Origin of the sequence: Vallitalea guaymasensis, from assembly GCF_018141425.1 — a bacterium.
Taxonomy (GTDB): Bacteria; Bacillota; Clostridia; order Lachnospirales; family Vallitaleaceae; genus Vallitalea; species Vallitalea guaymasensis.
Genome location: NZ_CP058561.1, coordinates 4932966 through 4956775, shown reverse-complemented (window position 1 = coordinate 4956775; position 23810 = coordinate 4932966). Strand labels below are relative to the sequence as shown.

Sequence of the window (23810 nt, the reverse complement as noted above, 5' to 3'; positions counted from 1 at the left end):
TGGTACATTAGTTGTTATTCTTGTATCTTAAAAAAGATAAGTATGTAAGCAATATACTCATTAAAATGAACACACTCATAATAATAATGCCATACATAGGTTTATATCCACTATCTAGATATAACATTCCCTTAATCATCCAATAATTAGGAGTAATCACAGCTATTTTTCTAAGTACATCAGGCATGTAATGTATAGGAATTATACTACCACCTATAATGGCATTTATGAAAATATATATATTACTTACTAATATGACATTCTCATCTCTTTTGAACAAGCTGGAAATAAACATAGCAAAACTCACTGCAAACAATATGCAGCTTATAATATATAAAACTATATATCCTAGATTATTATGAATGGTTAGATTGGTAGTGATTGATATCATTAAAAACCATACTATTACAATAATAAAAATAAAAACAGTAGAGCTTAGTAATTTACTTAATAAGTATCTAAAAATTGATATCCTAGCTACTTTTAATCTTTTGAAACACATATGCTCTCTTTCTCTAAGTAAATCTATAGCTGTAAATATAGACATGTACATTAAGAACATCATTATTATTGCAATAAAAAAGTAATTAACTGATGTGGTAGAAGGAATATTGACTAGTCCCCTATATCTAAAGAATCTATTTCTTCCTACAGAAGTCATAACTAATTCATAGGAGATTTCATTGTTATACAATGAAATCTCCTCATTAGTCATAGACAGTTCTTCCATTTTATCATATAGTACTTCTACTCCTACTTGAACAGAAGTAATAAAATTTTCATAGCTTTCCATAACATTTTTAAACAAAATTGCTTTCATAGGATCCTCATAAGCAATTTTGACCTGTACTGGGTCTTCTTCAAATCTCATCAGACTATCAGCAAAATCTTTGGGAACTTCAACTAATGCATCGTATTCTCCTTGTTCAAAAGCTTCTTTCAACTCATTATTTCCAACGCTTATATTGATAAAGTCAGTAAATGACTCATTACCTTTATAAGCTTCAATAAGAGCTGAACTGTACAAGCTTTTATCATTATCAATTATACCTATGCTAATAGGTTTAACAAATGATTTTTCTACTTGGCTGTTGGTAAAGAACAAGAAAACAAATACAAACATAGCTATTGGTAGAACAAACAATAAAACATTTCGTTTTTTTTCTCTTATCAACTCTTTGAAATTTTTATTAAATAGTCCCCAAAAAGTCATTATCATTTTAGTACATTTGACCTCCACTGAATTGTCCTATTAATTGACTTAAGAATGGGTGAGTCATTACCTTACCCATTATTGTACTTTGCATTTCAACAATTAACTCTTCAATCTGTTGTTGATCAAGTTCAATAGGATTAACACCTTCTGATTTGTCAATACCATTAAATTTAAGTTTCTTATTTATTGAGTTGATTACACATTCCATTTTTACTCCCATTTTCATGTTTGTCTGAGTATCACTAATTTCTTCGATGAAATCAACTTTTCTTATGGTATTGTTTTTATCAACAAAAACATCCGCCTTGATGTTAATTCCTGCTTCCATTAGATCTGGTAAGGTATTAATATCAAATCCTTCTTCTTCTGCCATCTTCTCCAAGATTGATTTACCGTCTAATTCATCTAACATATCTTCATAATTATTCTTGAATTCTTCAATACCATTTTTGAATTCTTCTTCAGTAATATCAAAATATGTATAATCTTCATTTGCAATAATTTTTTCTGAAACTTTATCAACAACTTCATAAATAAATGCTTTGGCATCTTCGTCAGTTACCATTTCATCCATTATCTTGAAACCAAATTCCATTATTTTAGCATAATCCAATTGTAATGGATATTTATCACAACTAATATTTTGATCACCGATTCTTACTGATTCTTTAGTTACATCTCCTAATATTTCTTTAACAAATTCACTAGCTAATTTATTATATTTACTTTCATCAATCTTTTTAGCTGATGGATAATTTTCTTTGTCTAATAGCTCTAGATAATCTTTCCAATTAATACTTACATCTGTTTCATCTTTAATCTTGTTGAATAGACTGTCCCATGTAACATAGAAAGTCTTATCATATATAAAAGGTATATTTATTCCCACTAATTCTTTATCAACATAGAAATCAGCATTCATTAGTTTATTGTTTTGCATATTAATGTTAATATCGCCTTCCATAATATGCTCTTTTCTATCCATTTTTGTATTTACATCAAAACTAAAATCTTTTATCATATTTGCAACAAGTGCTGCTTGTGGATCACTATTGTCCATACCTTGAATATCTAAATCAGTAAAAGAAAAGTTATATGCCATGTCTATAGTATTAGCTTTTAATAATTTTTCATAAGCATCTACTAATTTCTCTTCCTCGCTCTTTTTACTAAATAAGTCTTTTCCAAATATTAATACTGTAGCTAGAGCTAAGACTGCAACTATAAGTCCAACAGCTACTCCAGCAATTACTTTATTTCCTTTTCCTTTATTCCCTTTATCATCACTATTGTCTTCTTTGATAACGTTAACTTCTTCTGTACTTTCTTCAACAACTTCATAAATGCCATCATCCGTTACGTTATTATCAGTAAAATCATTATTAACATCTGATTTTTCTACAGTACTGTCTTGTATAGTCTTATCGTCGGTTTGATTAAGTTGCTTGTCGTCATTTTCCATAGATAAATTCTCCTCATTAATTATTTCTGGTTCAGTATTATCCGTAAATTTATACCCACAGATACCACAAAACGTAGATTCTTCTAAACATTCACCATTACATTTTGGACATTTCTTCATAATTCCCTCCTCAGTTTATATTAATATTCTTATTACTTTTATTTTATTTGCTATATTTAAAATAATGAATAAAAATAGGAAACTATTTCAGATGCAATGTTAATTTTAACTACTGTCATCGTTAAATAATTATGACATAAAACAAGAATATTTTCAATATAATTTTATTTCCTTTTTATATAAAAAGAACATTCCATGTATTTATAATGATACCTTGGAATGTTCTTCACATTTCATTTATAGAACTCTTCAACATATGTCCTTATCAAGTTTACTCTTTAAAGTTATCCATTATTCCTTTAAAAACATCTTTTAAACTAGTTGATATCTCTGAGTCATCATTAAATTTATTGAATTCTTCTTTATTAACATCGTCTTTAGCTTCTTTTATACTAAGTTTTATTTTTTTGCCTTTCTCATCTATACCTAGTAATTTTACAGTAACTTTATCGCCTATTTCTAGAACATCTTCTGGTTTTTCTATTCTTTTGTCAGCTATTTCTGATATATGAACTAGTCCTTCAATACCACCATCTAACATGACAAATGCTCCAAAACTTAATAATCTTACAACAGTACCTTCATAGATATTGCCTTCAGTATATTTTTCTTTTATATTAAGCCATGGGTCATCATTAACATTTTTTAATCCTAGTGAAATTCTTTCTCTTGCCTTATCAACATCAAGTACATATACTTCAACATTGTCCCCTACATTTACTACTTCTGAAGGGTGTTTAACTCTCTTCCATGACAAATCGTTAATATGTACAAGTCCATCGATACCGCCTATATCAACGAAAGCTCCAAAATTAGTGATTCTCTTAACTACACCAGACATTCTATCATTTTTCTTAATGCTCTGAAGTAATTTATGCTTTTTCTTTTCTAATTCTTCTTTTTCTAGTTCTTTTCTTGATAAAACAACATTTTTCTTTTCTACATCTAAATCAATTACTCTTGCTTCTAGTTCTTTACCTACAAACTCATTAAGGTCTTCTACATAATTAACAGATAATCTAGAACCAGGCATAAAAGCTCTTATACCTTTTATAACACACTTGATTCCACCTTTAACTGCTTCTTTTGCGATTACCTTAACTGTAGTTTTATTCTCAAAAGCTTCTTTCAATTCATCCCAAACTATGATTTGTTCAGCTTTTTTTATTGAAAGCAGTACATTTCCTTCACCATCATGTAGGTCTGTGACTTGTGCTTTGATCATGTCATTTTCTTTATATAAGTCTTTTAGACTTACATCTTCATCGTGTATTATTTCTTGCGCAGGTACAATACCATCAGAAATATATCCTATGTTAACAAGTATTTCTGTATCAGTTACAGATAATACTTTACCTTCAACAATATCACCTTCTGTAAGTTTAACAAAAGTATTATCAATCTCCTCAGCATAGTCTTCCATTGAAGGTGTGTTCTCTACTTCTGTTTCTTTGATTTCTTCTTTTACTTCTTCTTTATCCACAGCATCTACGATTTCTGCTGGAGATTTCTCAGTAAATTTTTCGTCCATTTTTACTTCTCCTTTCTAATAACTTAACTTTCGTAGCCACAAGAATACTACGAAAGTTATTTTATAAATATACCTTATTATATAATACATTAAAATTCCAATATTGAAAAGGTTTTTTGTATACAAATTACTAATCAATTATGTTTTTCGCTTTTTTATTGCCTGTCTTAGCTTTTCCTTGTATTTCTTGTACAATTCTCATATCATTTTTAGGGTCTCTATGTTTTCTATTGCTTTCTGTTCCATGTGGTTCTTCTGTGTCAGGTCTTCTCATACCAGCTTTTGCCATATTAATTCCTCCTCTTTAATTATTTACACTTATTATGGTATGTAAACTTAAATATATTATTAGTTTTTAAAAATAAAATTGTGATGAATATTTTACTAAATTTGTATAATAATAATTATACAATCAAATTTTTATAGGAGGTTATTATGACAACAAAAGAATTATCTTACATTAATGATGTTCTAACACAAACAAAAGTATTGATTGACAAATACCGAGATTATAGTACTCAAGTACAAGATGAAAGTCTTAAAAATCTATGTAATCAAATGGCTACTAAGCATATGGATTGCTATAACGGTATATATAATCAATTAAATAGTTAACCAAGGAGGTTTTTTTATGCGTAAAGACGAAGATTTATTAAATGATTGTTTAGTTTCAGAAAAACAACTCTGCTCTACATTATCAACAGCTGTTACAGAAGCTGCTACCCCTAATGTTAGACAAGAATTTGAAAACGCATTGAATAATTCATTCTGCACTCAAGACAATGTGTATAAAGAAATGGCTACTAAGGGATGGTATAAGACTGAAGCAGCACAACAAAATAAAATATCAGAAGCTAAAACAAAATTTTCTAATAAACCAATGTAATAAATTTTAAAGGGACTATCATGATTGAAATCAAATCAATCATGATACGTCCCTTTTAACATAGTGTTAAAACTTAAATTTTGATAGTGAATCTGCAAAAGCATTATTCAATGGTTTGTCAGCATCTTTTTTCATTTTATTCATATAATTCTTCACTTGTTTTTTATTCATCTGATTGGATTTTCCTTCTTTTTTCTTGTTCCAAGAAGTCAGCTTTTCTTTGAAACCGCAATTATTGCATATGAACATCTTTTTGTCTCCCTCACCAACCATTATCATTTTCTTATGGCACTCGGGGCATCTTGCATTAGTTGCTCTATTGAGCATTCTCTTGTAGCCGCATTCTCTGTCTTTACAGACTAGCATCTCGCCTTGTTTATTATTGACTTTCAACAGATTACTGCCACAATCCGGGCATTTTTCACCAGTTATATTATCATGTTTAAAAGTTACATTATCTTTTTTTACTTTCTCCACAAGTTCTTTTGTATAGTTTTTTATATTTTCCGTGAACTTGATTTCTTTTACGTTGCCTTTACTTATACCAGTCAATTCCATTTCCCATTTTGCCGTAAGTATAGGTGATTTTATATCTTCTGGTACTAATTCAACCAATTGTTTACCTTTGGAGGTAGGATGTATTTTACCGTCTTTGTTTTCTATATAATAGGTATTATATAATTTCTCAATGATATCTGCCCTTGTTGCTACAGTGCCTATTCCTCCAACACTTGATAAGGTTTCTTTCATTTTGCTTTCTTTTACAAACCGCTTAGGATTTTCCATGTCTGCTAATAACAAAGCTTCAGTATATCTTGAAGGTGGTTTTGTAGAACCTTCATTATAGAAAACTTTATCTATCTTTACTTTATCATCCTTTTTGAATTTTATCTGCTCATTTTTAATATCTTCATTATCAGAGCCTATCTGTTTCCATCCTTGATTAATAATATTTTTATATGTTACATTGAATAATTCATCTTTTACACTAAGTTTTACTTTTATTTCCTTATATTCACATGGCTTGGAAAGAACTTCTAAGAATCTTTTTACAATAAGATCATATATTTTTCTTTCATCTGAGGATAGATCATTTAAAAATACTGTTTGTTCTGTAGGAATGATAGCATGGTGGTCAGTTACTTTTTTATCATCTACAAATCTACTTGAAATATTTAATTTCGTTCTAAGTAGTGCTCTCGCAAAGCCTTTATATGAACTGGATGTTATAGTTTCCAATCTTTCTTTTAACGTAGGCACTATATCTTTGGATATATACTTGGAATCAGTCCTTGGATAAGTAACCGCTTTATGGTGCTCATATAATTGCTGCATTATCTGTAAGGTTCTCTTAGCAGAAAAACCATATTTATTATTTGCATCTATTTGTAGTGTTGTCAAATCATAAGCATACGGAGCATTTATTTTCTTAATCTTTTCTTCTACACTCTTTACAACACCATCTTCATTTTTCAACTTATCCAATAAGCTATCTCTTTTTTCTTTGTTGAATATTCTTGAGTTACCATCCTTACCCAATAGGTTAAATTCAACATTTTTTGCTGAACACTTTATTTCCCAGAATTTTGCTGGAACAAATTTATTAATTTCTTCTTCTCTTTGAACAATCATGTTAAGAGTTGGTGTCTGAACTCTACCAGCTGATAACTGCACATTATGTTTGCAGGTTAATGCTCTAGTCAAGTTAAGTCCAACGTACCAATCTGCTTTTGACCTTGCAAATGCTGACCTATATAGATTCCAGTATGCCTTTCCGTCTTTCAAGTTTTTAAATCCATCTTTTATTGCTTTATCTGTTTGTGATGAAATCCATAATCTTTTTATAGGCTTTTTAACTCTTGCTTTCTCTATAATCCATCTTGCTACAAGTTCACCTTCTCTTCCAGCATCAGTTGCAATTACGATTTCCGTTATATCTTTGCTGTTCATGAGATTCTTAACTACATTGAACTGTCTGGAAGTTTTCTTGATGACCACTAATTTCATCTTTTCTGGAAGCATGGGCAAGTCATTCATATTCCAACTCTTGTATCTTTCATGGTAACTTTCTGGATTTGCCAAAGTAACTAAATGTCCAAGTGCCCAAGTCACCACATATTTATCTCCATATAATGCTCCATCTGATTTTCTTTTACATGAAAGAACCCTTCCTATTTCTCTACCAACAGAAGGTTTCTCAGCTAATACTAACGTTTTACCCATTTTTTATCCATCCTTTTTTTATATCTCATCTATTTGCCAGTCTATTTCTTCTTTATTAATACTTTTCAAAAACTCATTTGCCTTAGAAAATGGTTTACTGCCAAAAAAGCCCCTGCTTGCTGATAATGGACTTGGATGAACAGATTTTATAATATAATGTCTATCATTGGTAATAAGTTTTTCCTTGGAAATTGCATAGTTCCCCCATAAAATGAAAACAACAGGTTCCTCTCGTTGATTTAGCAGAGATATTATTTTATCAGTAAAAATCTGCCATCCTATTTTACTGTGAGAAGAAGGCTTGGAAGCTCTTACTGTCAATGATGCATTCAGTAATAGTATACCTTGCTTAGCCCACTTAGTAAGATTACCATGACTTGGTATTTTACAGTCCAAATCATTATTCAATTCTTTATATATGTTTACTAGGGAGGGTGGTATCCTCACACCTTTTTTCACTGAAAAACTCAACCCATGTGCTTGATTAGGTCCATGATAAGGATCTTGACCTAATATAACAACTTTCACATTTTCATAGGATGTGTAATGCAATGCATTAAATATATCGTACATATCAGGATATATAGTGTAATTACTATATTCATTCTTCAACTGATGTCGTAATTTTTTATAATATTCTTTATCAAATTCATCATTTAAAAGTTCTTGCCAATCATTTTCAAATATTTTTTTCATCTAATTCCATCCCCTTTATTTTTACTTAGCCAATTTCACAAAATCTGAACCTGATGGATTTTGATATACTTTCAAATCAAACTCACTAATTATTGCCAACAGATGGTCAAAAATATCTGCCATGATTCCTTCGTAGTTAGCCCATGCTGTATCATTAGTGAAGCAATATATTTCTATTGGTAATCCTGTATCAGTAGGAGCCAATTGTCTTACTAGTAAGGTGAAATCATTATGTATTTTGGGATTTCTCTTGAGATACTCAATTACGTAAGCTCTAAATGAACCAATATTAGTAAGCTTCCTACCATTAACATTGTTGACCATGTTACAACTCTTATTATAAGCATTAATATCACATTGTTTGCTAGTCAAATAATCTTTTAACATGTCTACTTCCATTAAATGGTCATATAGCTTATCATCAAGAAATCTAATAGTGTTAATGTCTATATGTATTGCTCTTTTAATTCTTCTTCCACCAGCGTCTGTCATTCCTCTCCAATTCTTGAATGATTCATCTATAAATTTATAAGCAGGAACGTTGACTAAGGTTTTATCCCAATTTTCCACAGTTATATTAGTTAATGATATATCAACTACTTCACCATCTGCACCAAATTGCTGCATTTCTATCCAATCACCGATTTTTAATAAGTTATTAGTTGATAATTGAATCCCTGCGACAAGACCTAATATGGAATCTCTGAATATTAGAATAATGATTGCCGACATTCCTCCAAGCCCACTTAACATAGCCCAAGCTGCAGAATCACTTGTGAATATTGCAACAATGAATACCACAGCAAATACACATATTATAATTTTTATAACTTGTATGATTCCTTTGATTGGTCTACTCTTAGAAAACTCTTTAGTTCTATATATTTGTTGTATTGAATCTAATATCTTAAATAAAGTTAAAGTAAGTATAAGCAGGATATATGCATATACAATACTCTGTATTATCTCCCTTGATTCAAATGAATTAGAGAATATGTATATTATAATTGCTGGAGCTATATGTGATATATTATGAAATACTTTTTTCTCATATAATATTTCATCAAAGACATTATCTGTTTTATTAACTATTTTCTGGATGATATTAAGTATAATATATTTGGTTATTTTCTGGACTATAATACAAATCAATAAAATTATAATTATAGATATAGCAACGCTTACCCATCGATTATATATATCATATCTCTCTAACAACATACCAATACGGTTTACCATTCTTATTTACCTCTCTAACTTAATCGGATTATCATAACAATCATAATCATGCCGTTTTTCTATAGCATAAAAATTATAGCATATAAATAAAAATTTTTCTATTTTATTTTTCACACATTAGGACACCTAGACATACTATATACTAGGACAAGATAATAAAAGGAGGTTAGAATAAATGGCTGACGGTTATGGTTTCCATCATGATCTTGGTAGATTAATAGGTCAAACAGTTACTATTTTTACAACAAGTGGAGGCGCATCAGGTTGTGGTTTTACTGGTATAGTTCTTGCTTGTACAGAGTGCTTTATTAAGTTATTAACTTGCCCAGGTGGAGCTCCTACTTATCCAATTCAAGGACCATGTGCTGCATGTTGTGGTCAAGGTTGCAACACTTGTAAAACTAATCTTAGTGGCTGCGGTTGCGGTTGCGGCGGCGGAAGCGGTTATGGCAGTGGTGGCGGTTGCTGTGGTTTTGGTTACAGTGGATATGGTTGCTACAATAATTTAGGATCTGTTACTTTAATACCTTGTGACAAGATTGCATCTTTCGTACAAAACGCAGTTCAATAGTAATAGAAAAAAAGCAGGGGAATCCCTGCTTTCTTCATATAATAATATTTATTATAAATATATATGAGTATACAACTCTCTATCAGTAATAATTATACTAACATTCTAATATAATTAATCACATAGATTTCTTCTCTCTATAGTTAAACTATAGAGTACAATATGGTGATTAATATGGTTGATAATATATTCTCAGATAACTTGAAAAAGTTCCTTTATAAGACAGTTACGATTCACACTGTTGGGTGTAATGATAATAGCGTTGATTTTACCGGAACACTTGCAGCAATCCATGAAGATTACGTTACATTAATCCTAACGCTAGGGGTAATAAAAAAGCATGACGAATCACCAAAAAATATGATTAATTTCAATAGAACCTTTAATAACTCTCCCCCTTGTTTGTATAAACCTGGCTCTATTGCCGATATTCCCATTTCCAAAATAGCAGCAATAATTCATTATCCAGTATAATCAACGTATCCTTACCCCATATATTCATTTTTTATCTAAAATTTCTCTCTCACTTTTCTTAAGTTTACTATAGACAAGCATATATGATTTATCAATCAATTCTGTAATCATAGAATCAGGTAAACTACCATCTATAATAACCGTATTCCAATGTTTTTTATTCATATGATACCCTGGTATGATAGCTTCAAAATTATCTCTAAGGTAAAGAGCCTCGCTAGGGTCACTTTTCAAGTTAACCCTAAGCTCATCATTACCACTGTTGAAAAGACCAAACATCTTGTTGCATACCTTAAATACTGGTACATCGTCCCCGAAAGGATAATCTTCATAAGCACCTGGTTTACTTAGTATATATTTTTTCACTTCATCACGTGTCAACATATTATTCCTCCATATCGTTTTTCTTTTACTCGATTTCTCTTACCATATCTTTTACATATTTCCTATTCATAGTCTTCTTTTTCTTCCTATTTTCTTTTGTTTCAAATATGATATCCATATCATAATCTTCTGGATATAGATCTTTACTATCTAAGAATGGTGATAACCTTTTAATCTGAACCAACATCTTTTTATTCCTTACCATCACTCCGACTTCGCCTTTTTTATTTACCTTCTCATAGACTACTCCTTTTTGTTTAACAGTATGGACATAGACTACATCTCCAATATTATATTCTACTATAGATTTCTTATTCTCCTCAGTCAGTTTTTGTCTATCTAAGGATTTTGGACGTTTTGCTTTTGTATAGTAGTTTACTTTTAATTTTTCCTTGTTGGTTTGTTCATTGGATAGTAATGATTTGTAATTCTTTTCTTCATTATAAGTTATTTTATGTGCTCTTTCAATAACATCTGTTTTCATACCTAGTCTAAGGGCTATTATAAAAGCATTACTTTCTCCAGCTTCTCCTATCACTAATTTGTACATAGGTTTTAATGTTGCTATATCAAATGTCATTCTTCCATTGTTGAATCCTTCATGTTCTGTTGCAAATGTTTTAACTTTGCTATAGTGGGATGTAGCTATAATTGTTGATCCTCTATCATATAGTTCCTCTAGTACAGATACTGCTAACCCTTCTCCTTCAGCCGGGTCTGTTCCTGCACCTAACTCATCTAGTATTATTAATGTGTATTTAGTGGCAGCCTTCATTATCTCTATTATATTCTTAACATGTGCCGAAAAGGTACTAAGAGACTGTTCTATACTCTGACCATCACCAATATCAACTAATATATCACTATATATTGAGAATTCGCTTCCCTCTTGGACTGGAACATGTAATCCAGATTGTATCATTGCTGTAAATAATCCTATAGTCTTAAGTGCTACTGTCTTACCTCCCGTGTTAGGTCCTGTTATCACTAATGCACTATAGTCATTGCCTACTTCAAAATCTAGTGGAACTACATCATTTCCAAGCATTGGATGTTTACCACCATTAATCTTGATATAACCATCAAAATTCACATTAGCACTTCTCCCATTGATACTTTTACTGTACTTGCCTTTTGCAAATACATAATCATAGTAAGCCATGGTTTCTATACTAATGTTTAATTCTCTGCTATAAGATTCAACCATATAAGTCAAGTATATTAGAATCTGATATTCTTCCTTTTCCTCATCTATTTTCAGTAGATCCAGTTCACTTTGTAATTTTCTTACCGCCTGGGGTTCTATAAATAATGTGGAACCTGTAGAGGATTTATCAATTACACTACCAGCTATATTATTTCTATATTCACTTTTTACAGCTATGACATGTCTTCCGTTTTTAATGCTAACTATATTTTCCTGTAGATATTTTCTATGAGCAGGGGATTTTATTATATCATCCAATTTCACCTTCACTCTATTTTCTGCAATATATATTTTTTTCCTTATTTTTTCTAGTTGAGTACTGGCTTTATCTACGACACGACCATTATCTATACATCTATCTATTTCTTCAATGACGTCACTTAGTTCAAACATGGAAAAAGCATAATTACTTATTGTAGGTGCAATATACTTCCTTTCTTCCATGAATCTTTTCAACTTTTTGGTACTACGAAGCAATCCTAAGATACTTTGTAAATCCTCTGGATTGAGAGCCGTTCCTTTTCCCAACTTTTCTATGACATTTTCAATACCTACAAGATTCTGAATAGGTACTGCTGAACTTTTATCCATGATACTTCTTGCTTCTGTTGTTTCAATCAATTGATTCTTAACCCTGTCTATATCATCGCTGGGGTTTAATTCATCAATCAACTTCTTACCTAATTCTGATACTGCTAACTCTCTTACATTTTCTTTTATTTTATTATATTCTAATAGCTCTAAAGCTTTTATATTCAACGGTATTACCTCCATTTGTCTATGTTAAAGTTTATTATTGATTTCAAGTTCCATAAAATTATTTATTTTTAAATTAAAAAAGCTGAAAATGAACATAATCATTTTCAGCCATAATTACACAAATATTTTATATATGAAACGTATATAAATATGATAATTACAGTATATAAATGTTCTATTAAAAAATCTAATAATAAGTACAATTATTAAACCTATCATATAGGTATAATCAATACTTACTAAGGCATATCAAAAAAGCATAATAATTCTACCAAAAAGTAAGATTATTATAATTTTATCATGCCGCTATTAAATTAGATTAGTTAAAGAACACCTTCGCCATAAACGTACCTCTCACATTCATATACTTAAATTATCTAATTTCATATTACTAGATAATCTAGTCTTTGTCAATGGATAATTATTTTTAGGAGTTTTCTTTAAATATATTCAGGTAAGTCAGAAAAAATATTTTGTTCTGACTTGGCGTTTGCAAAATAGTATATGTATATGTTACGCCAGCTACTTGCTCGTCCTGAGCAAAAAGCTGGGTTCGGCGTCCTGCCTCACTACTCCACATATACATATACTATTTTGCCCCTAGTAACTTAGAAATTATCACAAAACACTTTTTCTTCTATATAGTAAACTAGTAGCTATTTCAGTTTTATTTAATTATATTTTTTAAAAAAACTTAAATATATCTATTATTATGGGAATAAATATTTCTTTAAATATTTATTTAATCTTCCTAACATAACGATCAAATAGCTGATTATATATGTTAGTATGACTCTTGCTATTACTTTGATGATTGTATTTATTTCTTTTGGAATGATATCATTAACTATATTGCCTAGAACCAGCATATGCACTAAGTAGATGCCGAATGTTGCATTACTCATTGAAACAATTAGTTTTTTCATATTTACTGGTATTATATTATCAAAGTTCTTATATCTAAAGAAAACAAACACTCCTATGGTGATGAAAAAAGTTGTAATCATGAAATGATTGTAAAATTGTTCGTTGAGTTTAGTTTTTCCTATGCTAGTAGAGTATATTAGTATGGGGATAAGTATAAAACTTAATCCAGCAATAAAATAAATGATTCCCCTTATTTTTTTAGTTATCTCAATTTTATTAAGATAGTAACCAAGAACAAAATAACCTATAAATCCACCAACCAATGGTATATCTAATATTCTGATATAAGAAGATCTTTCATGTAGGATACAAGTATATATACTGTGATATGTATAACTCCCTATAGTTGATATAAACCACAAAATTAGCAGGTATCTGATTTCTTTGATATTAGAATGTTTTATAATCTTTCTCAGAAAGGGAGTAATCAAGTAAATGGTTATAATAACATATATAAACCAAAGATGATAATATGCTCTATCAAAAATTATATCAGTCAATAATATTTTAGGATATGTAATAATTTCAGGCTTGTCCATTTCTATAAAATAATGTTTGGCAATTGAATATATGATAGACCATACGATTAATGGAATACCTATCTTTCCTATTCTTTTTTTTAGAAAATCTGATGTACTCTCATTGTTTTTAGGGTTCAGCAATAGAACTCCACTCATCATAAAAAATACTGGTACACCCCATCTAGAAATTGAATTGAATATATTCGATACCCACCACTCAAAACTTCCAATATCCTTCACTTTGATTATATCCATTGCCGTTACATGAATTGTAATAACTGCAAATATAGCTAAAACACGTAATATATCCAAATACAGAATTCTATTTTCCACCTGTTGCTTATTCAAATAATCTTCCTCTCTAAAATTATAGTTATAAAATAGTTCACAATTATGATATTGAAAATTCTCCAATCCTATCTGCACTACCCCAATGATGATCATTGAAGAAATACGAGATAGTACCAATTATTGTAAATACCATTCCTAATGGTCGATAAATCAAAACCTCAAATGGTAAAAACAATATTATCTTAACATAATCCACCTTGGAGTATACAAAACCATAGTGGGCACTTACTGTTAAGCATAATATATCTTGTGAAATAGCAATAAGGGTTGTTATCATAAAAAGAATGATCAGCATATAAGTATTGATTCCCTGTATTGCCATATCGAGAGCTATAAAAATAGTAGAAAAAGCAGTTAAAGTCCCTATGATGAATGAATCTAGTAAAAAATAATAAGAAACTATTCTATTAAAACCCTTGAATAGCAAATCCCAATATTCCACTACACAATCAATAAAGGCTCTTTGCCATCTTAATCTCTGTTTATATAGACCTCTTAGATTAGCAGGGCATTCAGTATAACAAATTGCTTCTGGAATGTATAATAAACGAAGTTTTTTTGTACTCTTATTTATATATTTCTGTAATTTTAGAGTTATATCCATATCTTCCCCTACTGTACTTCTATATCCATCAATCTCAAGTAAAATACTTTTTCTAAATGCTCCAAAAGCACCAGCAATAACTATCATGGATCCAAATTTAGCTTGAGTTATTTTTCTTATAAAAAAACTATCTAGATATTGTAGGACTTGACACCTAATAAGAGGCTTAATTCCAAAATTAGGTAATATTTTCCCTTTTTCTTTTTTGATTCCTTGAGCAATATGCACTGTACCACCTGCTGCTATAACACTTTCATCTTCAAATTCATTGTTAATATAATTCAGGGAGTCTTTTTTTAACATGCTGTCTGCATCAATGGATATTAAAATCTCATTATGTGCATACTCAATTCCAGCGTTTAAAGAATCTGCTTTTCCACCATTTTCTTTATCTATAACATATATATTTGGATATTTTTTTGATTGTAAAACATTATGAATTATTTTATGTGATAATTGATTTGATTTCGTTCTTTCGGTTACTTCCAAATCAAGATATGTACGTAGAATCTGTAAGGTATTATCAGAAGAACCGTCGTTTATTATAATCGTCTCATAATTACTGTACTCTAAATTAAATACTGCATCAATGCAATTCTTAATCACTAGTTCCTCATTGTATGCAGGTATCAATATAGAGATTCCTTGTTCTTTGTTTTCCATTCTTTCCTCTTTTGATTTTTTATCATTCCACATAGTTTGTATGGGAACAATGAAATACAATATTTGAAAAATTACATATATACAAAATATAATCGTGGCAAATATCGTCACCCTCTCACCTCTTCTATTCTTTTATTTGATATTACTGTAGCCAAAACAAAAATATATATTTTATATTTGCTATTAGCAATAGAGCTAATACATAGAAATTATAATCATTTTCACTTTTTTGTCAATTTTTTATATTATTATATAATTTAAAGGTTTAATGCTTTTATTGTTATATGTTACAATTTTAACAATCCTATACATGCTAATTTTATGTATTATTATTATATAAAAAATTATTTCTTTATACTTCATATAAACTTATCACTATATTTTTTTAAATTGACTTATATTTTTTCTTATATAATGATTAATTTATATTTTTTAGGACAAGGTGTAACCATATTAATGGTACAAGCATATATTATAGTAGAACAAGCTCTAAAGGAGGTTTGACATGAAACGTTATAGTAAATATGATTATGATTGCGACTATGACTACGATTATGATTGGGATTACGATTGTGATGATGATTATGATTGGGGTAAAAAATGTTGCCATTGTAAACCAAAATATGAAGAGTATATATGTAAGTGCTATTGTATATGCAAAAAACGTAAACCTAGAAAAAAACATCATTGTTGTTACTAATTAATAATTTTATATGAATCATCCTGTAAAAAAAATAGTTCTGTTTATCAGAACTATTTTTCTGTGTAGCTATTTAATTACATTACTCAAAAATCTTAAATTCTTTGATACTAGCCCAACAATCATCTTCTAAACCTGTAATAGTTATTCTAACGTATCTTGCATTTGCTGTAAAATTATCTTCCTGTATTTGGATATTTGAAGTATTGTTGGTTTTATCTACTACATTGACCCAATCACTGTCATTAGTAGAGACATCTATTTTATATTTATATACTACTCCGCCATATTCCCATACAACTTGTGTCTTAGCAATATTATAATTATCTCCCAGATCTACTTTCCACCAATGATTATTATCACCATTGCTAGCACACCATCTAGTAGACATATTTCCATCATTGGCTTTACAAGGATAATTTTTATGGAAGATATTTTGTTCACTACTAGCACTGCAGTGTTTACCAAGAGCCAAATTTTGTTGTATAGGGTCTGAAGTAGTAAAATAATCACTTGCTTCAATTCTATATGTATCGTCATATGCTAAAATGAACTTATATCGTCTATTTGCTCTATATCTGTCTTTATTATCAACAATGATATCTTTTGGGTCAAAAGTAATTGTTCCTTCTCCATCTGTAATTCCTAAGTCAGGTAATTTTGCCCACCAAATTGACACTGGGTTACCATCTGGAGTCTCACCCTCTTCGTATAATCCTATCCAATCATCTGTATGTGTTGGATCATTGCTCTCAGTAATTGTTATATCAATTGTTTCATCAAGTGCAAATGTATCTTTTGAAAGGATTAGGGTAGCAGGAGTTATATCAAAACCGCTACTTGCTTGAATATCATATGTGTCATCGTATGCAAAAATAAATTTGTATCTTTGTCCACTATGATATCTACTTCTTTTATCAGATGGAATATTTGCTGGGTCAAAGGTGAATGTACCATTATCACTTGTGATGCCTAATTGAGGTAATGTTCTCCACCATATTGAACTTGGGTCACCATCTGGTGTTTCATTTTCTTCATATAATCCTATCCAGTCTTCATTACCTGGAGTTTTTCTTCCATTATTCAATGTAACTTCTATTGTTCCATTAATATTTACTGCACTTTGTGATAGAGTTAAAGTGGGTCTTACTGCAATCCCTTTTAATGGCTCTAAACTCTCTTTGCCAAATGAATCTAATGCTGTAACTATGATTTCATGCTCCACATTGCTGGATAATCCATCTATATCAAATGATAGTTTATCTGGCATAGGATAATTATAGAACTCTGAAAAAGCTAGAACCTCTTTCTCAATGTTGCCATTTGCTTTATTCACTGCCTGAATTTTATAAGAATGGACCATATCTTCATCTTTGGCTTGGTCAAATGTAATTCTTACAGTATCTGGCTGTATATAATTGAGTTCAAGTTGAGCTATATCTTCAAAGTATGGATTTTCACTACTATCTGCACGATTGTCTGTGTATATGTATTTTGTTTTATCTGATGGATCTTCAATTACCCAATCATCTTTTATTACTCTGTCATTATAGAAATCCATACGTTTTAAAGTTACCTTATTAGTGGTTTTATCAACATTCATCAATAATCCCTCACTGAACTCTTTACCCCCAGGTGGTACACTCCCTTGTATTTTTCCTCTTTCTAATTCCATATAGTTTGTAGAAGCTGTACCTATTGAAGTAAAATCTCTTTGATGAATTGATCTTTCATCATCTATTGCATAATGGGAATGACCTGAAAAAGTTATTACCTGTGGATAATCGTCCAATACATCATATAATGCAGGATTTCCCCATTCATGGCTTCCGTATACAGTATTAGAAATATGCTGATGTACTGTGACAAAAATAGGTTTTAATGGATCATCAGCAACAGACATTTCTAGTTGTTCTCTTAGCCATACTTTCAATGAATCGGTGAATTTTCCATGTGTTTCTCTTCCTTCTGTACTTACTTGTATAAAATGATATCCTTCTAATATTTTATGAGAATGTATTTTTTCACCTGTCTTACTTTCAAATCTATCTTGTGCATGAACAGGTAATAATCCATTCCAATAATCATGATTACCCATCACCCATAATCTTAATGCATCTTGAGGAGCATACTGATTATAAACTTCCATAAAATTATCGTATTCACTACTATGTCCAGCATCTGTAAAGTCACCAGCTATAAGTATTCCATCCATATTGGTCAATAGTTCCTCTGATCTAGTTAATACTTTCTTGAATTTTTCTTTCGCTATTGAATCTCCAATATGTACGTCACTCACTACTAGTACTTCTAAATCGCCAACACCATCTCTGATATCGTCTACTAGGGTGATATTAACACTTGCATCTATAGGATATCCTCCTATATCATCATTGAATAGAACAAGTTTATATCTAGCAGAAGGTCTGAACCTGTCACTGCCGATACTGGATAAATCTAATGTAAATGTTCCATTACCATTATTAACGCCTACCTCTGACAAATACTTCCACCAAATTGATGTTGGGTCACCGTCTGGTGTTACATCAATCTCATATAATCCAACCCAAGCATCATCTCTAAGGCTTCCATTTTCTATTGTAACTTCTAGCGAACTGTTTAGTGTAACATTAGTCTTAGATACCGTAATTGATGGTATACCCTGTGCTGTAGATTTAATAGGATTAAATACCATAGTTGCCATCATGGCAGCAATTAAAATTGTAGCAAATGATTTACTGAATACTTTTTTTAACATATGTGCTCCTCCTTTTTATCTTAAGAATTGTAAACACCAAACAAATACAACTCTTTTTTAATAAAATATGTTAATACAAGTATAATATTACACATATTCACTTATAATATACCATAAAACCAACTTATTACACAAGTATACAAACATCAAACAATATTATATTTAGTTAAATAAGGAAATATATTACATTAAGAAAGTAAATTAATAGAAACAGACAAAAAAAGAATAAAAACTCCAAGATTTAATTGGATATTTTTATTCTATATATTTTATCTTTATATTATTTTAATTATATATATTATTTTAAATTAATTATCTTCTTTGATATGCTCATGATCATGAAGGTGGTCCATGCAATATTCATGATAGCCATGGCATTTTGAACAATATCTGAATTCTAAGTTTTTGTCATCTAGTTCAGTTCTTCCACAAACAGTACATTTATGAACATACGCTTTTTTATTACTATTTAATCCTGCATTATATTGTTTTTTTCTATAATAACTGGTTGTGGTATTTCTTGTTCCAGTAATTATTTCTTTTCCAAAGAATATAAAGAAATTAATTAGTGCCATTATAGCTGCTAATCTGGCTGAAGAATCACCCATTAGTATTATATAAGCAAAATATGCCCAGTCCAACCATGCCAACCATTTTATCTTTACTGGTATAATAAAGAATAATAATACTTGGTAGTCTGGATATAGTCTAGCAAATGCCAAGAACAATGATAAATTAATATAGAAGGAACTGAATACTGGTGTATCTGTTATGAATGCTCCTACTATAGCTCCTATGACTCCTAATAAATAATAGATATTGAACTTGAAGCTTCCCCATTCATGCTCTAGAGTACTGCCAATCATATAGTAAAAGTATAATACGAATACTAAGAAGAACATACTGGTGGTAGGTGGAAAGAATACAAAAGTAACTAGTCTCCATATTTCACCTTGTTTTATTAGTTGTGGTATTAGTGCTAAGTTTATTGTTGTTTGCATGGGAGCAAAATTCATAAAGATATATACAAAAGCGTTACATAATACTATATATAACATTAGATTTCTTATTGCAAATCTACCTAGTTTTCTTTCTAATCTATTTAGAAATTTCATTGAATACCTCCTTGCCTTATTTATATTTTAGTCAATATATATGTAATTTATTATGTATTTAATGTAATATGATAAATTACATAATTATAGTAATTTTACTCCTTTGTTAATGGGAAGTCAAATAAAAAATTGGATGTAAGAGATATTAGTGCAAGTGAGTCAGAAGAAGTTTTTTGTTCTGACTTGGTTATTGCAAAATAGTATATGTATATGTTTCGCCAGCTACTTGCTCGTCCTGATCTCAATAAATAATAATGGACATCGAGTCCATCATTATTTCTGACAGTCCAGTAGGGCTGTCAGATTAAAAGCTGGGTTCGGCGTCCTGCCTCACTACTCCACATATACATATACTATTTTGCTTTAAGTATCCGTCAATGTAATTACAAAACACTTTTTCTTCTTTATTATATAACTGATGGCTATCACTTGTTATCATTTTCATTAGAGATAAATACACAATTGAAAAAAAACAATATAAAGCTCTAGGATACCTGTTAGATAATTAGCTAACAGGTATCCTAGAGCTTAAACAGTAACTCCTAAAGATTATATTTTGCTTATTTTACTAAAAGTATTTTTTAGGGTACTGTACAGTTCATGGTAGACTTCATATGTTTTGTTGTACTGTTTTACATTTTCTTTTATAGGTTTTATTGTATTGGTGACTTTAATTAATTTGTTGCATACTTGTTCAACAGTATCGTATTTGCCTGTTGCTACACATCCTAGTATAGCACCTCCTAAGGCAGGTCCTTGATTGGTGTTAATGGTATTGATGTTGCAATCAAAGATATCGGCTAGTATTTGTCGCCATAGATCACTTTTGGCTCCGCCACCTGATACTCGGACTTCTTTAATTGGTACACCTAGTTCTTTAAGTATTTCAAGGGAATCTCTTAGTCCGAAGGATACACCTTCTAGGATAGCTCTTGTCATATGCGCTCTTGTGTGTGTGATGGTGAGACCGACAAAGCATCCTCTTGCGTCTGGGTCAGGATAAGGGGTTCTTTCTCCCATTAGATATGGTAGAAATATAAGTCCATTGCTTCCTGGTTCTATTTTGGTGGCTTCTTTTAATAATTCGTCAAAGGATATATTTTTGTTAACTTCTTCTACCCACCATTTTAGGCATGAAGCTGCTGAAAGCATAACTCCCATGCTGTGATATTTGTTATTGGCGTGACAAAATGAATGTACTCTAGCTTCATCGTCAACAGCAAACTTATCGTGGGCTGCAAAAACAACTCCTGAGGTACCTAATGCCACTGAGATTGTACCTTCTTCTACAACTCCAGTCCCTACTGCTCCTGCTGCTTGGTCACCAGCACCAGCGGCTACGACTATATCTGAAGTGATACCTATTTCTTTTTTTAGGTCGTCTTTTAAATTACCTACGCTATTAGATGATTCGTATAGTTTTGGGAGCATTTCTTCCTTGATACTTAAGAAATCAAGAACTTCTTTTGACCATGTTCGATTTTTTACGTCTACTAGTAGCATACCTGATGCATCAGAGACATCAGTTGAGAAATTTCCTGTAAGTTTATAATTTATATAATCTTTTGGTAACATGATCTTATTTATTTTATTGAATATTTCAGGTTCATTTTTCTTGACCCATAGGATTTTAGGGGCTGTAAATCCTGTTAAGGCTTTGTTAGCTGTCAAGTCTCTTAATTTATCTTTTCCAAAGTGTTCGGTTATCTCGTCACATTCTTTTTGTGTTCTTTGGTCACACCATAATAGTGCTGGTCTGAGAACATTATCATTTTCATCTAATATAACAAGCCCATGCATTTGTCCGCTAAGACCTATGGACTCTATTTCATCTACTTCAACATCTATCTTATCAACAATTTCTTTCAGTGCTTCTTTTGTAGCAGACCACCAATCTTTTGGATTTTGTTCTGCATAGTTTAATTGGGGATAATATATAGGATAATCCCTTACGCTTTCGCCTAATATATGCCCATTTTCATCAACAGCGATAAGTTTAACCGAAGATGTACCAAGGTCTATGCCTAAAAACATTATAAATCACTCCTCTGTTGTTTTGATAATCTTATTTATAACGTTGTAGCTCCTGTCCTGATTAATTGATAGACTGGCAATAAACCAGCTCCAAGTATTGATGCACGTCCCTTTAATAATGAATAACCAATTATAGATTCTTCAATTGTATATAGTATACTTTCTCTATTAATATACTCTACCAAGTTCTTTTCATATAAATTATGATACTTGCTTATTTTTCCTCCTATGATTATCTTTTCTGGAGACAGAGTAAGTATAATATTTTCTATACCCACAGCCAAATATCTGATGTAATCATTAAAGACTTCACATGCTATAGGGTCTTTTTCTTCGATTCTTGATATGAGCTGACTTACTGTACTAACTTTTGTAGTTGCTTTATCATTATATTTTTTTAATAAAGCTGTTTCTGAAGCATACATTTCCCAACAGCCAGTACGACCACAGTTACACTTTATATGGTCATCAGTGATTCTCATATGTCCAAATTCTCCAGCTCTTTTGTTTGTACTTTTATATAGTGTGTTCTGAATGATTATTCCTGTACCGATACCTTCTGTGATTGATACGAAAACCATATTGTTATAATGTGATGATATACCTAGCTCCGATTCACCTATAGCGGCAACATTAGCTTCATTTTCTATATATATGGGGAACCCAAAAAACTTCTCATAGGGTCCAAAGTCAAATCCTTTTACATTTATATTTGGTGCATTTTCTAAAATCAGATTTTCTTCATCTACTATTCCAGGTAAAGAGAATCCAATACCTAATATTTTATTTCTATCAATTTTATTTTCTATAATTATGGATTCAATAATTTCCTTTGTTATTGATAAAATCTTGTCAAATGAGCAAGAAGCATTATATTCTGTCGATTTTTCAACTAAAATCTTTGCATCAAGATTCATTAAGGCTATACTGATTCTCTTAGGAGATATGTTTATTCCAAAACTTAATCTGGATTCAGGTACAAATCTTATTAGAACTGGTTTCCTGCCTCCTGAAGATTCAGCTACGCCGCCTTCCTTGATTATACCTATCTCTATTAACTCATTGACTTTAGAGATTACTGTAGGAATACTTGTACCTAATTCTTTTGCAATATCCTTGATTGTTATCTCTTTTTTCTCTCTTATCAATTTCAGTATTCTAGCTCTATTGGTTTCTTTAATTATTTGTTGATTTATTGTATTAAGCAATATCATATAATCACCATCTTTGTTATCTTTATTGTATGCTATGATTAATAAAAACAGTTAAGTATGACTATCCCTACAAAATAGTATAATTAACATTTATTATCCTGTAGTGAATATAGTCATACTTACTTCTTTGATTTAATCTTGTTATATGATTATAA

The 23810-nt window shown here is 30.4% G+C and carries 20 protein-coding genes; 5 read left to right on the top strand and 15 right to left on the bottom strand.

Annotation, left to right across the window (positions count from 1 at the left end; genetic code table 11):
- Window positions 1-7 precede the first annotated feature (7 nt).
- The 4 genes from HYG85_RS21335 to HYG85_RS21320 all read right to left on the bottom strand — a co-directional run bounded on the left by HYG85_RS21335 (window position 8) and on the right by HYG85_RS21320 (window position 4618).
- Window positions 8-1219 (bottom strand): ABC transporter permease, encoded by a 1212-nt coding sequence (locus tag HYG85_RS21335; RefSeq protein WP_212691364.1) that lies wholly within the window; start codon window positions 1217-1219, stop codon window positions 8-10.
- Window position 1220: 1 nt separating this feature from the next.
- On the bottom strand, window positions 1221-2798 hold the full coding sequence (locus HYG85_RS21330) for a zinc ribbon domain-containing protein (protein ID WP_212691363.1): 1578 nt from the start codon (window positions 2796-2798) through the stop codon (window positions 1221-1223).
- Between the two features lie 271 nt (window positions 2799-3069).
- Window positions 3070-4329: a 30S ribosomal protein S1 gene (gene rpsA, locus HYG85_RS21325; protein ID WP_242986529.1), complete on the bottom strand. Its 1260-nt coding sequence runs from the start codon at window positions 4327-4329 to the stop codon at window positions 3070-3072.
- 130 nt (window positions 4330-4459) lie between these two features.
- Window positions 4460-4618 carry a hypothetical protein gene (locus HYG85_RS21320; protein WP_193774729.1) on the bottom strand — a complete coding sequence of 53 codons (159 nt, stop codon included), beginning with the start codon at window positions 4616-4618 and terminating at the stop codon, window positions 4460-4462.
- A 146-nt stretch (window positions 4619-4764) separates the two neighbouring features.
- Between HYG85_RS21320 and HYG85_RS21315 the strand changes: the two genes are divergently transcribed.
- Both HYG85_RS21315 and HYG85_RS21310 read left to right on the top strand, forming a co-directional pair.
- Window positions 4765-4944, top strand: a complete 180-nt coding sequence (locus HYG85_RS21315) for a hypothetical protein (RefSeq protein ID WP_113675371.1) — start codon at window positions 4765-4767, stop codon at window positions 4942-4944.
- A gap of 16 nt (window positions 4945-4960) precedes the next feature.
- A complete protein-coding gene (locus HYG85_RS21310) occupies window positions 4961-5215 on the top strand; it encodes a spore coat protein (protein WP_113675372.1) in 255 nt (84 codons plus the stop codon).
- A gap of 66 nt (window positions 5216-5281) precedes the next feature.
- Here HYG85_RS21310 and HYG85_RS21305 read toward each other — a convergent pair whose 3' ends face one another.
- From HYG85_RS21305 to HYG85_RS21295, 3 genes are read right to left on the bottom strand one after another with little or no spacing between them, the layout of a single operon-like run.
- The gene (locus tag HYG85_RS21305) at window positions 5282-7438 is read right to left on the bottom strand and encodes a DNA topoisomerase III (RefSeq protein ID WP_212691362.1); all 2157 of its coding nucleotides are present in this window, start codon (window positions 7436-7438) and stop codon (window positions 5282-5284) included.
- An 18-nt stretch (window positions 7439-7456) separates the two neighbouring features.
- Window positions 7457-8134: a uracil-DNA glycosylase gene (locus HYG85_RS21300; protein ID WP_212691361.1), complete on the bottom strand. Its 678-nt coding sequence runs from the start codon at window positions 8132-8134 to the stop codon at window positions 7457-7459.
- Between the two features lie 21 nt (window positions 8135-8155).
- Window positions 8156-9373, bottom strand: a complete 1218-nt coding sequence (locus HYG85_RS21295; protein ID WP_212691360.1) for a mechanosensitive ion channel family protein — start codon at window positions 9371-9373, stop codon at window positions 8156-8158.
- Between the two features lie 175 nt (window positions 9374-9548).
- On the opposite strand from HYG85_RS21295, the gene HYG85_RS21290 reads away from it, so the two are divergent.
- Entirely contained in the window at window positions 9549-9944 is a 396-nt protein-coding gene (locus HYG85_RS21290) for a hypothetical protein (RefSeq protein WP_212691359.1), read from the top strand.
- Between the two features lie 162 nt (window positions 9945-10106).
- Complete coding sequence (locus HYG85_RS21285; RefSeq protein ID WP_212691358.1) at window positions 10107-10418, top strand: hypothetical protein; 312 nt, start codon at window positions 10107-10109, stop codon at window positions 10416-10418.
- A 24-nt stretch (window positions 10419-10442) separates the two neighbouring features.
- On the opposite strand, the gene HYG85_RS21280 is transcribed toward HYG85_RS21285, so the two are convergent.
- From HYG85_RS21280 to HYG85_RS21265, 4 genes are all read right to left on the bottom strand, one after another.
- Complete coding sequence (locus tag HYG85_RS21280) at window positions 10443-10802, bottom strand: MmcQ/YjbR family DNA-binding protein (protein ID WP_202975256.1); 360 nt, start codon at window positions 10800-10802, stop codon at window positions 10443-10445.
- Window positions 10803-10827: 25 nt separating this feature from the next.
- Window positions 10828-12768 (bottom strand): endonuclease MutS2, encoded by a 1941-nt coding sequence (locus HYG85_RS21275; protein WP_212691357.1) that lies wholly within the window; start codon window positions 12766-12768, stop codon window positions 10828-10830.
- Window positions 12769-13478: 710 nt separating this feature from the next.
- A complete protein-coding gene (locus HYG85_RS21270) occupies window positions 13479-14564 on the bottom strand; it encodes an acyltransferase (protein ID WP_212691356.1) in 1086 nt (361 codons plus the stop codon).
- A gap of 43 nt (window positions 14565-14607) precedes the next feature.
- Window positions 14608-15834 carry a glycosyltransferase family 2 protein gene (locus HYG85_RS21265; RefSeq protein ID WP_212691355.1) on the bottom strand — a complete coding sequence of 409 codons (1227 nt, stop codon included), beginning with the start codon at window positions 15832-15834 and terminating at the stop codon, window positions 14608-14610.
- Between the two features lie 505 nt (window positions 15835-16339).
- Here HYG85_RS21265 and HYG85_RS21260 point away from each other — a divergent pair.
- Window positions 16340-16534: a hypothetical protein gene (locus HYG85_RS21260; RefSeq protein ID WP_212691354.1), complete on the top strand. Its 195-nt coding sequence runs from the start codon at window positions 16340-16342 to the stop codon at window positions 16532-16534.
- A gap of 82 nt (window positions 16535-16616) precedes the next feature.
- On the opposite strand, the gene HYG85_RS21255 is transcribed toward HYG85_RS21260, so the two are convergent.
- From HYG85_RS21255 to HYG85_RS21240, 4 genes are all read right to left on the bottom strand, one after another.
- Window positions 16617-19292, bottom strand: a complete 2676-nt coding sequence (locus tag HYG85_RS21255; RefSeq protein ID WP_212691353.1) for a discoidin domain-containing protein — start codon at window positions 19290-19292, stop codon at window positions 16617-16619.
- Window positions 19293-19600: 308 nt separating this feature from the next.
- Window positions 19601-20407, bottom strand: a complete 807-nt coding sequence (locus HYG85_RS21250; protein ID WP_212691352.1) for a rhomboid family intramembrane serine protease — start codon at window positions 20405-20407, stop codon at window positions 19601-19603.
- Between the two features lie 549 nt (window positions 20408-20956).
- On the bottom strand, window positions 20957-22441 hold the full coding sequence (gene xylB / locus HYG85_RS21245) for a xylulokinase (RefSeq protein ID WP_330619179.1): 1485 nt from the start codon (window positions 22439-22441) through the stop codon (window positions 20957-20959).
- Between the two features lie 35 nt (window positions 22442-22476).
- Entirely contained in the window at window positions 22477-23655 is a 1179-nt protein-coding gene (locus HYG85_RS21240; RefSeq protein WP_212691351.1) for an ROK family transcriptional regulator, read from the bottom strand.
- Window positions 23656-23810 lie beyond the last annotated feature (155 nt).

Excerpts from the sequence above, each read along its gene's own strand:
- HYG85_RS21310 (WP_113675372.1), top strand. The coding sequence starts at position 4,961 with ATGCGTAAAGACGAAGATTTATTAAATGATTGTTTAGTTTCAGAAAAA.
- HYG85_RS21280 (WP_202975256.1), bottom strand. The coding sequence starts at position 10,802 with ATGTTGACACGTGATGAAGTGAAAAAATATATACTAAGTAAACCAGGT.
- HYG85_RS21255 (WP_212691353.1), bottom strand. The coding sequence starts at position 19,292 with ATGTTAAAAAAAGTATTCAGTAAATCATTTGCTACAATTTTAATTGCT.
- HYG85_RS21240 (WP_212691351.1), bottom strand. The coding sequence starts at position 23,655 with ATGATATTGCTTAATACAATAAATCAACAAATAATTAAAGAAACCAAT.
- HYG85_RS21330 (WP_212691363.1), bottom strand. The coding sequence starts at position 2,798 with ATGAAGAAATGTCCAAAATGTAATGGTGAATGTTTAGAAGAATCTACG.
- HYG85_RS21265 (WP_212691355.1), bottom strand. The coding sequence starts at position 15,834 with ATGGAAAACAAAGAACAAGGAATCTCTATATTGATACCTGCATACAAT.
- HYG85_RS21315 (WP_113675371.1), top strand. The coding sequence starts at position 4,765 with ATGACAACAAAAGAATTATCTTACATTAATGATGTTCTAACACAAACA.
- HYG85_RS21290 (WP_212691359.1), top strand. The coding sequence starts at position 9,549 with ATGGCTGACGGTTATGGTTTCCATCATGATCTTGGTAGATTAATAGGT.
- HYG85_RS21300 (WP_212691361.1), bottom strand. The coding sequence starts at position 8,134 with ATGAAAAAAATATTTGAAAATGATTGGCAAGAACTTTTAAATGATGAA.
- HYG85_RS21260 (WP_212691354.1), top strand. The coding sequence starts at position 16,340 with ATGAAACGTTATAGTAAATATGATTATGATTGCGACTATGACTACGAT.
- HYG85_RS21305 (WP_212691362.1), bottom strand. The coding sequence starts at position 7,438 with ATGGGTAAAACGTTAGTATTAGCTGAGAAACCTTCTGTTGGTAGAGAA.
- HYG85_RS21320 (WP_193774729.1), bottom strand. The coding sequence starts at position 4,618 with ATGGCAAAAGCTGGTATGAGAAGACCTGACACAGAAGAACCACATGGA.
- HYG85_RS21295 (WP_212691360.1), bottom strand. The coding sequence starts at position 9,373 with ATGGTAAACCGTATTGGTATGTTGTTAGAGAGATATGATATATATAAT.
- rpsA (WP_242986529.1), bottom strand. The coding sequence starts at position 4,329 with ATGGACGAAAAATTTACTGAGAAATCTCCAGCAGAAATCGTAGATGCT.
- HYG85_RS21250 (WP_212691352.1), bottom strand. The coding sequence starts at position 20,407 with ATGAAATTTCTAAATAGATTAGAAAGAAAACTAGGTAGATTTGCAATA.
- xylB (WP_330619179.1), bottom strand. The coding sequence starts at position 22,441 with ATGTTTTTAGGCATAGACCTTGGTACATCTTCGGTTAAACTTATCGCT.
- HYG85_RS21285 (WP_212691358.1), top strand. The coding sequence starts at position 10,107 with ATGGTGATTAATATGGTTGATAATATATTCTCAGATAACTTGAAAAAG.
- HYG85_RS21335 (WP_212691364.1), bottom strand. The coding sequence starts at position 1,219 with ATGATAATGACTTTTTGGGGACTATTTAATAAAAATTTCAAAGAGTTG.